General features: G+C 69.2%; 10 protein-coding genes. 8 read left to right on the top strand and 2 right to left on the bottom strand.

Annotated elements, in window-relative coordinates:
- Positions 1 to 103: 103 nt before the first annotated feature.
- Positions 104 to 1,720 (bottom strand): cysteine desulfurase/sulfurtransferase TusA family protein, encoded by a 1,617-nt coding sequence (locus ACMA1D_RS22410; protein ID WP_414725798.1) that lies wholly within the window; start codon positions 1,718 to 1,720, stop codon positions 104 to 106.
- A gap of 772 nt (positions 1,721 to 2,492) precedes the next feature.
- Here ACMA1D_RS22410 and coxB point away from each other — a divergent pair.
- The 4 genes from coxB (at position 2,493) to ACMA1D_RS22390 (ending at position 6,971) form a co-directional block, all read left to right on the top strand.
- Positions 2,493 to 3,455: a cytochrome c oxidase subunit II gene (gene coxB, locus ACMA1D_RS22405; RefSeq protein ID WP_349991927.1), complete on the top strand. Its 963-nt coding sequence runs from the start codon at positions 2,493 to 2,495 to the stop codon at positions 3,453 to 3,455.
- Positions 3,452 to 5,185, top strand: a complete 1,734-nt coding sequence (gene ctaD / locus ACMA1D_RS22400; protein WP_349991928.1) for a cytochrome c oxidase subunit I — start codon at positions 3,452 to 3,454, stop codon at positions 5,183 to 5,185. The genes coxB and ctaD overlap by 4 nt, the downstream gene beginning before the upstream one ends.
- Positions 5,182 to 5,580, top strand: coding sequence for a cytochrome c oxidase subunit 4 (locus tag ACMA1D_RS22395; protein WP_349991929.1), 399 nt, complete (start codon positions 5,182 to 5,184; stop codon positions 5,578 to 5,580). Before ctaD ends, ACMA1D_RS22395 begins: the two co-directional genes overlap by 4 nt.
- Before the next feature lie 143 nt (positions 5,581 to 5,723).
- A complete protein-coding gene (locus ACMA1D_RS22390; protein WP_414725797.1) occupies positions 5,724 to 6,971 on the top strand; it encodes an Ig-like domain-containing protein in 1,248 nt (415 codons plus the stop codon).
- A gap of 206 nt (positions 6,972 to 7,177) precedes the next feature.
- Here ACMA1D_RS22390 and ACMA1D_RS22385 read toward each other — a convergent pair whose 3' ends face one another.
- The gene (locus ACMA1D_RS22385; protein ID WP_414725796.1) at positions 7,178 to 7,582 is read right to left on the bottom strand and encodes a hypothetical protein; all 405 of its coding nucleotides are present in this window, start codon (positions 7,580 to 7,582) and stop codon (positions 7,178 to 7,180) included.
- Positions 7,583 to 7,854: 272 nt separating this feature from the next.
- On the opposite strand from ACMA1D_RS22385, the gene ACMA1D_RS22380 reads away from it, so the two are divergent.
- From ACMA1D_RS22380 to ACMA1D_RS22365, 4 genes are all read left to right on the top strand, one after another.
- Positions 7,855 to 8,475, top strand: a complete 621-nt coding sequence (locus ACMA1D_RS22380; RefSeq protein WP_349991933.1) for a heme-copper oxidase subunit III — start codon at positions 7,855 to 7,857, stop codon at positions 8,473 to 8,475.
- 82 nt (positions 8,476 to 8,557) lie between these two features.
- Positions 8,558 to 9,370, top strand: coding sequence for a c-type cytochrome (locus ACMA1D_RS22375; protein ID WP_414725795.1), 813 nt, complete (start codon positions 8,558 to 8,560; stop codon positions 9,368 to 9,370).
- Entirely contained in the window at positions 9,367 to 10,422 is a 1,056-nt protein-coding gene (locus ACMA1D_RS22370; RefSeq protein WP_414725794.1) for a Rieske 2Fe-2S domain-containing protein, read from the top strand. The genes ACMA1D_RS22375 and ACMA1D_RS22370 overlap by 4 nt, the downstream gene beginning before the upstream one ends.
- Positions 10,419 to 12,047, top strand: coding sequence for a cytochrome b (locus tag ACMA1D_RS22365; RefSeq protein WP_414725793.1), 1,629 nt, complete (start codon positions 10,419 to 10,421; stop codon positions 12,045 to 12,047). Before ACMA1D_RS22370 ends, ACMA1D_RS22365 begins: the two co-directional genes overlap by 4 nt.
- Positions 12,048 to 12,147: the final 100 nt, after the last annotated feature.

Raw genomic sequence — 12,147 nt, 5'->3', positions numbered from 1 at the left:
CCCCCCCCCCCCCCCCCCCCCCCCCCCCCACGCAGGGGAGTGGGGGAGCGCCGGGTGGCCGGCCCCGGGCGTACGCACATCCCGCCCCGCCGCCGGCCATCGATTACCGTCGGCGGACCCAGTACGCCGCGCCCTGCTGGGCCGTCCGCTCGCCGACGAACTCGTGCCCCCGCATGTCGCACCACGCCGGAACGTCCAGGCGCGCCGCCTCGTCGTCGGCCAGTACCGCCACCACCGCGCCGACCGGTACGTCGTCGATCACCTTGGCCAACTCGATGACCGGCAGCGGGCAGCGCTTGCCGAGCGCGTCGACGACCAGCGCGGGCGCCTCGCGCCGTGCGGGGTGTGCCGGCCCGGCGGGGTCGGCGGCGGGCCCCTCGCGCCGTGCCGAGTGGCCTGATTCCGCAGGACCGGCCGCTGCGGGATCGGCCGCTGCGGGATCGGCCTCTGCGGGACCGGCCGCGGGTGGCTCCGTCTCCCGGTTCCCCGTCTCCCGGTTCCCCGCCCGCTCCTCCGCCGTCCGAGGCGAGGACGCTTCCCGTGCCGACGTCGCCTCCCGTAGCGACGTCGCCTCCCGTGCCGCGGGCGCGCCCAGCTTCTCCCGTACCGAGGCGACGACGCCCGGCAGCAGTTCCAGGAACCGCTCCACGTCCGACTCGGCCGTGCCCACCGGCAGGGAGACGCGGATGTTGCCCTCCGAGAGCACGCCCATCGCACGCAGCACGTGACTGGGGGTCAGCGTGCTGGACGTGCACGAGGAACCGGACGAGACGGCGAACTCCGCCCGGTCCAGCGCGTGCAACAGGCTCTCGCCGTCCACGTACAGGCAGGAGAAGGTGACCAGGTGCGGCAGTCGGCGCAGCGGGTCGCCGACCACTTCCACGTCCGGCACCAGTTCGGGCACCCGGGCCCGAATCCGGTTCACCAGACCCCGCAGCCGCAGCGCCTCGGACGCGGCCTCCGCCCGTACCGCGCGCAACGAGGCCGCAGCAGCCACCACGGCCGGGATGTTCTCGAACCCGGTGGAGCGGCCCGACTCCCGCTCGTCCACCGGGCCCTGCGGCGCGAACCGCACCCCCTTGCGGACCACGAGCAGCCCGACCCCCGCCGGCCCGCCCCACTTGTGCGCGCTCGCCGTCAGCAACGACCAGCCGTCGGCCACCGGGCCCCACGCCAGCGACTGGGCCGCGTCCACCAACAGCGGCACCCCGGCCGCCCGGCAGACCTCGGCAACCTCACCGACCGGCTGTTCCGTGCCCACCTCGTGGTTGGCCGACTGGAGGCAGGCGAGCGCGACCGGCTCGGCCGCGCCGCGCAGCGCCCTGGCGTACGCGTCGGGGTCGACCCGCCCCGTACGGTCCACGGCCACCTCGGTCACCGTGCCGCCGGTGGTGGTGTGCGCGGTGGCCGCGTGCAGTACGGAGGAGTGTTCGACGGCGGAGACGACCAGGCCCCGCCCGACGCGCCGGCGGCCGGCCAGCGCGCCCGCGATGCCCTGGTGCACCGCGCGCGTCCCCGACGGCGTGAAGACCAACTCGTCGGGCCGGCAGCCGACCGCCTCCGCGGCGGTCTGCCGCGCCGCGTCCAGCAACAGCCGCGCCCGCCGCCCCTCGCGGTGCAGCCTGGCCGGGTCGCTCCACCCCTCTTCCAGGGCGGCGAGCAGGGCCTGTCGGGCCACGGGGTGCGGGGGAGCGGCAGAGGCCGCGTCGAAGTAAGGCACGCCAAGACGCTAAACGACCGGCCGCCCGGACGCCGTAGCGCCGCTCACGCGCGCCGGACGCACCGGGGACGAGCAGCCTCCACCGCCCACCCCGACCTGCCCCACCCATCCCGGGCGTGTCGCCCGGACCCGCCCCAGCCGCTGCCCCCGACCTGCGGACGCCCACGACAGGTCACCACGCCCACGACAGGACACGACGGGCGGGACAGGTGCGACACGCCCGCCGACGCACGCCCGCCGCCCCGCGACACGCCCACCACCCACACCCGCCACCCCGCGACACGCCCACCATCACCCCGCCCGACACCCGCAGCCGCCGCGGGCCCGCCGCCGGCCGGTCGGCCCCGAGTCCAGCCCCCGCATCTGCCCCGACGCCGGCCGCGGACCGCGCCGTACCCGTGCCGTACGCCCACCGACCCCCTGCCAGGCCCCGCCGAACCCGTGCCGGAACCGGGCCGGACCCGCGCCCGACCTGCGCGCCCGCCCTCCGTGGCGGCCCGGCCGCAGGGGTGGGCGCGGGCTCGATCCCGGGCCGGGCGCGGGCCCGGCGCGGGGGCTTCCAGCGCACCGTCAGATGCCGCCCGGAGCCGGCCGTTCCACCCCTTCGGGCCCCAGACCGGCGCGTTGGGCACCCTCCCCGCGCGACCTCAAATAGCGTCCAGTAGGGTTTGGTCCGCATAAACATCCAAACCCCTGCCCGCAGCGGGCCGGCGACCGACCAGCGAGACGGCCGCAGCCGGCCGCACGGGCGAGACTCTCGGGAAGGCGCTACGTGAGTCCCAACGGCTCCGACCGCTCGTCGCGGCGCCCGATGCGGCGGAAGCTGCCGCAGGCGCTGGCCGCGGGCCTGGTCCTCGCGACCGCTACCGGTTGCACATCCAAGGACTTCCCCCGCCTCGGAATGCCCACCCCCGTCACGGAGGAGGCGCCGCGGATTCTCTCCCTGTGGCAGGGCTCCTGGGCGGCAGCACTCGCCACAGGCGTGCTGGTCTGGGGCCTGATCCTGTGGAGCGTCATCTTCCACCGGCGCAGCAGGACCAAGGTCGAGGTACCTCCGCAGACGCGGTACAACATGCCCATCGAGGCGCTGTACACCGTCGTGCCCCTGGTCATCGTCTCGGTGTTGTTCTACTTCACCGCGCGCGATGAGAGCGAGCTGCTCAAGACCTCCAAGAAGCCCGACCACGTCATCAACGTCGTGGGCTACCAGTGGAGCTGGGGCTTCAACTACATGGAGAACGTGGACGGTGACCTGTCCACACCGTCGAAGACCCCCAAGGAGGTCGCCGGCATCCCCGACCGGATGCTGAAGGCCGTGCCCAAGGGCGCCGAGGGCGTGTACGACCAGGGCATCCCGGGCGACCGTAACCCGGACAAGGGCTGGCCGGGCCCGACGCTGTGGCTGCCGAAGGGCGAGACCGTCCAGTTCGTGCTCACCTCGCGCGATGTCATCCACTCGTTCTGGGTCATTCCGTTCCTGATGAAGCAGGACGTCATCCCGGGCCACACGAACCGATTCGAGGTGACTCCTAACAAGGAGGGCGTCTTCATGGGTAAGTGCGCCGAGCTCTGCGGCAAGGACCACTCCCGGATGCTCTTCAACGTCAAGGTGGTCTCCCCGGAGGAGTACCGGAAGCACCTGAAGGACCTGGCGAAGAAGGGTCAGACCGGATACCTCCCGGCAACCATCAAGCAGACGGACGCCGCCAAGAACGCGGAGACCAAGAACCAGTGAGCATCCTCAACGAACCTCAGGGTGCCGCCGCCGACACGGCCAAGGCAGCACCACCCGAGTACCGGAAAGCCCCCGGCAGTGCCGTGGTGAAGTGGCTGACCACCACCGATCACAAGACGATCGGCACGATGTACCTGGTCACCTCGTTCGTGTTCTTCATCATCGGCGGTCTGATGGCGCTCCTCATGCGCGCCGAGCTGGCCCGTCCGGGTACGCAGATCATGTCGAACGAGCAGTTCAACCAGGCGTTCACGATGCACGGCACGATCATGCTGCTGATGTTCGCGACGCCGCTGTTCGCCGGATTCGCCAACTGGATCATGCCGCTGCAAATCGGCGCGCCCGACGTGGCGTTCCCGCGGCTGAACATGTTCGCCTACTGGCTCTACCTGTTCGGCTCGCTCATCGCGGTCGCCGGGTTCCTCACCCCCAACGGCGCGGCCGACTTCGGCTGGTTCGCCTACTCCCCGCTGTCGGACGCGGTCCGCTCGCCGGGCGTCGGCGCCGACATGTGGATCATGGGCCTGGCCTTCTCCGGCTTCGGCACCATCCTCGGCTCGGTCAACTTCATCACCACGATCATCTGCATGCGCGCACCCGGCATGACGATGTTCCGGATGCCGATCTTCACCTGGAACGTGCTGCTCACCGGTGTGCTGGTGCTGCTCGCCTTCCCGGTGCTCGCCGCCGCCCTCTTCGCGCTGGAAGCGGACCGTAAATTCGGTGCGCATATCTTCGACGCGGCCAATGGCGGCGCATTGCTCTGGCAACACCTCTTCTGGTTCTTCGGCCATCCAGAGGTGTACATCATCGCCTTGCCGTTCTTCGGCATCATTTCCGAGGTCATTCCGGTCTTCAGCCGCAAGCCGATGTTCGGTTACATCGGTCTGGTGGCCGCGACGATCGCCATTGCCGGTCTTTCGGTGACGGTCTGGGCGCACCACATGTACGTCACAGGCGGCGTGCTCCTACCGTTCTTCTCCTTCATGACCTTCCTCATCGCAGTGCCAACCGGTGTGAAGTTCTTCAACTGGATCGGCACCATGTGGAAGGGAAGCCTGAGTTTCGAGACGCCCATGCTGTGGGCCGTCGGCTTCCTGATCACCTTCACCTTCGGTGGTCTGACCGGCGTCATCCTGGCCTCGCCGCCGATGGACTTCCACGTCTCCGACTCGTACTTCGTCGTCGCGCACTTCCACTACGTCATCTTCGGCACCGTGGTGTTCGCGATGTTCTCCGGATTCCACTTCTGGTGGCCGAAGTTCACCGGCAAGATGCTCGACGAGCGGCTCGGCAAGATCACCTTCTGGACGCTGTTCATCGGCTTCCACGGCACGTTCCTGGTGCAGCACTGGCTGGGCGCCGAGGGTATGCCCCGCCGGTACGCGGACTACCTCCACGCAGACGGTTTCACCACGCTGAACACCATCTCCACGATCAGCTCGTTCCTGCTCGGCCTGTCGATGCTGCCGTTCTTCTACAACGTGTGGAAGACCGCCAAGTACGGCAAGAAGGTCGAGGTCGACGACCCGTGGGGGTACGGCCGTTCGCTGGAGTGGGCGACGTCCTGCCCGCCGCCGCGGCACAACTTCCTCACACTGCCGCGCATCCGCTCCGAATCCCCCGCGTTCGACCTGCACCACCCTGAGATCGCGGCGCTCGACCAGTTGGAGAACGTCGGGCACACCGAAGAGAAGGCCCTCGCGGGTGGCAAGGAGGCCGGCAAGTGAAGATCCAAGGCCGGATGTTCATCTGGCTCGCCGTCTTCATCCTCGCCATGGCGATCGTCTATGGCGTGTGGTCGAAGGAGCCGGTCGGTACGACCGCCCTGTCCCTGTCGTTCGGTCTGAGCATCATGATCGGCTACTACCTGGCGTTCACCGCGCGCCGGGTGGACACCGGGGCGCAGGACAACAAGGACGCCGACGTCGCTGACGACGCCGGTGAGCTGGGCTTCTTCAGCCCGCACAGCTGGCAGCCGCTGTTCCTCGCGGTGGGTGGCGCGTTCGCCTTCCTCGGCGTCATCTTCGGCTGGTGGCTGATGTACTTCTCGGCCCCGATCATCCTGATCAGCATCTTCGGCTGGGTCTTCGAGTACTACCGCGGCGAGAACCGCACCCAGTAGGGAGCACCCCGCCGCACGAGGCCCGGACACCCCATCGGGGGAGTCCGGGCCTCTCGCGCACCCCGGTCCGTACCGCGCCGGGCACGCCCCTCGTTTGCGCCGCTGCGCGCGCCGAATCCGGCCCGCGTTCTTAGCGTGTGGTCATGAACCACACCTCTCGCAATCGAATACCCATCCGCTGCGCCCTCCTGGTGACGCCGCTGGCGATAGGCGCCGTGGCCTGCGGCGGTTCAGGCACCGATCCGCTGGCCGACAAGCCCTACGACGCGGCGGAACAGATCGCCTTCAGCGGCGGTCCGAAGGGCCGCGCGGCCGACCCCGACGAGCCGCTGGAAGTCACCGCCAAGGGTGGCGACAGCCGCATCACCGACGTGACAGCCACCGACGCCACCGGCCGGTATCTGCGCGGGGAGCTCACCCCCGACGGCAAGCGGTGGCGCTCCACGGCGCCGCTGGCCGCCGGCGCCCACTACACCCTCCGGGTGAGTACCGAGAACGCCGACGGCCGGCCGGGCCGCAAGACCATCGGGTTCAACACCACCCCCGCCGACCGACTGCTCCGGGTGCGCTTCGGCCCCGACAGCGGCACCTACGGAGTCGGCCAGCCCATCACCGCCGAGTTGAGCGCCCCGGTCAAGGACCGCGCCGCGCGGGCCACCGTGGAGCGCGCCCTCCGCGTCCACTCCCAGCCCGTCGTCGAAGGCGCCTGGCACTGGGTCAACGACCGCTCCCTGCACTACCGCCCGCGCGCCTACTGGCCCGCCAGGGCCACCGTCACCGCCCGCAGCAACCTGGAGGGCATCAAGGTCGCCGACGGGCTCTACGGGGGCCCCGCACGGCCCTTGACGCTGCGCACCGGGGCCCGGATCGAGGCCGTCACCGACGCCTCGGCCCACCAGATGGTCGTCAAGCGCGACGGCAAGACGATCCGCACCATCCCGGTCACCACCGGCAAACCCGGCTTCGCCACCCGCAACGGCATCAAGGTGGTGCTCGCCAAGGAGTCCTTCGTCCGCATGCGCGGCACCAGCATCGGCATCGCAGAAGGCAGCGCCGACTCCTACGACCTGCCGGTGCACTGGGCCACCCGGGTCACCTGGAGCGGCGAGTACGTGCACGCCGCGCCCTGGTCGTCAGGCTCGCACGGGGCGGCCAACGTCAGCCACGGCTGTACGGGCATGAGCTCCGCCAACGCGCAGTGGTTCTTCGACCTGGTCCGCCCGGGCGACCTCGTCGCCGTGGTCGGCAGCGACGGGTCCACCATGACGCCGTTCGACAACGGCTTCGGCGACTGGAACCTGTCCTGGGACGCCTGGCGGAAGGGCAGCGCCCTGGGCGCGGGCGAGGGCGGCGGCGCGGCCGACGCGGCCCGGTTGCGCCCGGCCGTCTGACCCGCGCGCCCGGCCGCCCGATCGGCCCAACCGGGACCCGCCCGGCGTAACGGCCGCGCGCCGGCCCGCAGGTCGCGGTCCGGGCCCGGTCCCACCAGCCACGCCAGCGAGGGGAGGAGGGCACGCGCCGAGGGGCTCACCGCTGCCCAGCGGTGAGCCCCTCGGTCCTGCTGTGTGCGGGCCGCGCGGGCCCGTACGCGATCTGCTCAGGCCCGGACGGCCGGCTTCCCCTGGCGCAGCAGGCCGGCCAGCGCGTCGGCCAGCGCCACCGGGTCGACCGGCAGCGTCACGGCCGCCTCGGCGCGGCTCCAGGTGGCCAGCCAGGCGTCCTGCGGGCGGCCCATGAGCAGCAGCACCGGCGGGCACGCGTAGATCTCGTCCTTGATCTGCCGGCAGACGCCCATGCCGCCGGCGGGCGCCGTCTCGCCGTCCAGGACGCACACGTCGACGCCGCCGGCCTCCAGGGCCTCCAGCACCGCGGGCAGCGTGGCGCACTCCAGGTACTCGACCTCGGGGACGTCCGCCGCCGGCCGCCGACCGGCGGCCAGCCGGACCTGCTCGCGGGTGCCCGCGTCATCGCTGTAGACCAGCACCGTGGCAGTGGGCCGCATTCTTACCTCCAGGCAGGTGGACGGCGCGTTACGGAGTGGGTCCGTGGGGCGGATGCTACTGCGCCCGGGGCCGCCGCGAGGAGAGGGCGTACGGACCCGTGACCGGCCCGACGCACCGTCAGAAGGCTTGGCGGGCGGAACGCGTAGCGGAGCGAGCGCTACCGTTTCGCTCCTTCGGGGGACCGCCGCAATAGGCCGTACGAGCCGCTTGAACAGCCTTGACACTCCGAACGGGACCCCCCGAGGTGAGGGCGGGATAAGCGACCGACATAATGTCGGTCGTGGCGACAGCAACAGCAACAGATACCGGGCACGCGCACCCGTCGGTCAACCGGCCGAACCTCACCAGCGTCGGAACCATCATCTGGCTGAGTTCCGAGCTGATGTTCTTCGCGGCCCTCTTCGCGATGTACTTCACCCTCCGATCGGTGACCGGGGCCGAGCACTGGAAGGAAATGGCCGATGCGCTGAACTTCCCGTTCTCTGCCACGAACACCACGATCCTGGTGCTCTCCTCCCTCACCTGCCAGCTCGGCGTCTTCGCCGCCGAGCGCGGCGACGTGAAGAAGCTGCGCATGTGGTTCGTGATCACCTTCGTGATGGGTGCGATCTTCATCGGCGGTCAGGTCTTCGAGTACACCGAGCTGGTCAAGCACGAGGGCCTGTCGCTCTCGTCGGACCCCTACGGCTCGGTCTTCTACCTGACCACCGGCTTCCACGGGCTGCACGTGACGGGCGGACTCATCGCGTTCTTGCTGGTCCTGGGCAGGACGTACGCGGCTAAGAGGTTCACGCACGAGCAGGCGACGGCAGCCATCGTCGTGTCGTACTACTGGCACTTCGTCGACGTCGTCTGGATCGGCCTCTTCGCCACGATCTACATGATCAAGTAACCGGTCCCGCACCGGACCCGCGTTTCACCAAGAGACGCAGCCAGAAGCATCGACGCAGAAGATCCTGACACCGGGGTAATCCGTGAAAAAGCTCTCCGCACGACGGCGCCATCCGCTGGCGGCGCTCGTCGTCCTACTCTTCGCGCTGGCGGCCACAGGGGGGCTTTACGCCGCGTTCGCGCCGGCGGACAAGGCCAAGGCCGACGAGGCCCAGACCTCCCTCGCCATCGACGAGGGCAAGAAGCTCTACGCCGTGGGCTGCGCAAGCTGCCACGGCACTGGCGGCCAAGGCACATCTGACGGTCCGAGCCTGGTAGGCGTCGGCGCCGCCGCCGTGGACTTCCAGGTGAGCACCGGCCGCATGCCGGCCCAGCAAAACGGTGCCCAGGTGCCGAAGAAGCCGAAGGTGTACACCGCGGCCGAGACCGAGCAGCTCGCGGCGTACGTCGCCTCGCTCGGCGCCGGCCCGGAAACGCCGTCCAAGAGCCAGTACAGCCTCGACGGTACGGAGGACTCCGCCAATGGTGGGCAGCTCTTCCGTTCGAACTGCGCCCAGTGCCACAATTTCTCGGGCAAGGGCGGGGCACTGAGCAACGGCAAGTACGCGCCCCCTCTTGACGGTGTGAGCCCGAAGCACATCTACGAGGCCATGCAGACCGGCCCGCAGAACATGCCGTCTTTCCCCGACTCGGTCATGCCCGAGAAGGAAAAGAGGGACATCATCGCCTACCTCGACAAGGTCAACAGCGACGACACCGAGAGCCCTGGTGGTTTCCAACTGGGTGGACTCGGCCCGGTGGCTGAGGGCTTGTTCGCTTGGGTGTTCGGCCTGGGCGCTCTGGTCGCCATCACCATTTGGGTCGCAGCCCGGACCACGAAGGCCAAGAAGTCATGAGCAGCCAAGACAACTCAGAAGAGAACCTGCCACAGCAGCAGGAAGACACCGAGGGCGGTGCGCTGGCGACGCGGGACGACCCGTTCGCCAACCCGGGGCTGCCCCCGCACGAGCACCGTGTGCAGGACATCGACGAGCGGGCCGCCAAGCGCTCCGAGCGCGTGGTCGCCGGCCTGTTCACGATCTCGATGCTGTCCACCATCGGCTTCATCGCCTCGTACGTCTCGTTCCCGGTAGACAAGATCGTTTACGTCTTCCCGATCGGGCACGTCAGCGCGCTCAACCTGTCGCTGGGCCTGACCCTGGGACTGGCGCTGTTCTGCATCGGCGCCGGTGCCATCCACTGGGCCCGCACGCTGATGACCGATGTCGAGGTGCCCGAGGAACGGCACGACATCGAGGCCAGCCCCGAGGTGCGCGAGGAGGTGCTCGCCGGCTTCCGGGACGGTGCCCGCGAGTCCGACCTCGGCCGCCGCAAGCTGGTCCGCAACACCCTGATCGGCGCGCTGGCCATGGTGCCGCTCACCGGTCTGGTGCTGCTGCGCGACCTCGGCCCGCTGCCGGGCACCAAGCTCCGGCACACCAAGTGGGCCAAGGGCAAGATGCTCATCAACGAGAACACCCATGAGCCGCTGCGCCCCGAGGACATCGCCGTTGGATCGCTGGTGTTCGCCATGCCCGAGGGCATGAGCGAAGAGGACCACGACTTCAACAACCAGATCGCCAAGGCAGCGCTCATGATCGTCCGGCTCCAGCCGGAGGACATCAAGAACAAGCGCGAACTTGACTGGTCGCACGAGGGCATCGTCGCGTTCTCGAAGATCTGCACCCACGTGGGCTGCCCGATCAGCCTCTACGAGCAGCAGACGCACCACGTGCTGTGCCCGTGCCACCAGTCGACCTTCGACCTGACCGACGGCGGTCGCGTGATCTTCGGCCCGGCCGGCCACGCACTGCCGCAGCTTCGGATCACGGTCAATGACAAGGGCTACCTTGAGGCGCTGGGCGACTTCGCGGAGCCCGTCGGTCCTGCCTACTGGGAGCGCGGATGAGTACTGCAACTGACACTCGGCGCAAGCAGGCTCCAGCAGGCGAGCGCGTCGCCGACTGGGCCGACAGCCGACTGGGCATCTACGGCCTGGCCAAGGCCAACATGCGGAAGATCTTCCCGGACCACTGGTCCTTCATGTTGGGTGAGGTCTGCCTCTACAGCTTCATCATCATCATCCTCACGGGTGTCTACCTGACGATGTTCTTCAACCCCAGCATGGGCGAGGTCGTCTACGACGGCCCCTACGTCCCCATGCAGGGGATCCGGATGTCGGAGGCGTACGAGTCGACGCTCAAGATCAGCTTCGAGGTCCGCGGTGGTCTGCTGATCCGGCAGATCCACCACTGGGCCGCGCTGATCTTCGTCGGCAGCATGTTCGTGCACATGATGCGGGTCTTCTTCACCGGCGCGTACCGCAAGCCGCGTGAGATGAACTGGGTCTTCGGCTTCCTGCTGCTGGTGCTCGGCCTCTTCACCGGCCTCACCGGCTACTCGCTCCCCGACGACCTGCTCTCCGGCACCGGTGTCCGGTTCACCCAGGGCGCGATCCTGTCGGTGCCGCTGGTCGGCACGTACCTGTCGATGTTCCTGTTCGGCGGCGAGTTCCCCGGACACGACTTCGTCGGCCGGTTCTACTCGATCCACATCCTGTTGCTGCCCGGCATCATGCTGGGCCTGGTCGTGGCGCACCTGATCATGGTGTTCCTGCACAAGCACACGCACTGGGCCGGCCCCGGCAAGACCAACACCAACGTGGTGGGCACGCCGTTCCTGCCGGTGTACATGGGCAAGGCCGGAGGCTTCTTCTTCCTGGTCTTCGGTGTCATCGCGGCCATCGCCGCGGTCGCCACCATCAACCCGGTGTGGGCCATCGGCCCCTACCGACCGGACCAGGTCTCCACCGGTGCCCAGCCCGACTGGTACCTCGGCTTCGCCGAGGGTCTGATCCGAGTGATGCCTGGCTGGGAGATCAACCTCTGGGGCCACACCCTGGTCCTGGGCGTCTTCATCCCGCTGGTGATCTTCCCGCTGGTGCTGCTGGCCATCGCGGTGTACCCGTTCGTCGAGTCCTGGGCCACCGGTGACAAGCGCAACCACCACCTGCTGGACCGGCCGCGCAACACGCCGACCCGTACCGGCTTCGGCGTCGCCTGGATCACCACGTACCTGACGATGCTCGTCGCGGGTGGAAACGACCTGTGGGCCACCCACTTCCACCTGTCGATCAACGCCATCACCTGGTTCTCGCGGATCGCGTTCTTCGTGCTGCCGGTGGTGACGTTCATCGTCACCAAGCGGATCTGCCTGGGTCTCCAGCGGCGCGACAAGGAGAAGGTGCTGCACGGCCGCGAGTCGGGCATCATCAAGCGGCTGCCGCACGGCGAGTTCATCGAGGTGCACGAGCCGCTGTCGCAGGACCAACTGCACACGCTCACGGCGCACGACCAGTACAAGCCGCTGGAGCTCGAACCCGAGGTGGACGAGAACGGCGTGGCGCGCAAGCCCAGCCGGTCCGAGAAGCTGCGGGTCAAGCTCTCCAAGGGCCTGTACGGCGAGGACAGCCAGATCGCCAAGCCGACCGCCGAGGAGTACAAGGAGATCACGAGCGGCCACGGTCACCACTGATCCCTTTCTGATCACCTGCTGATCGCCACAGCGAAGAACCCCGTCCGATGGTTGGACGGGGTTCTTCGCCGTTCCGGGCCCTGGATAGGGTGGCTCGCAA

The organism is Streptomyces sp. 796.1, from assembly GCF_047525675.1.
In the GTDB taxonomy this organism is placed as follows: Bacteria; Actinomycetota; Actinomycetes; order Streptomycetales; family Streptomycetaceae; genus Streptomyces.
This window is presented reverse-complemented; position numbering and strand designations above follow the sequence as displayed.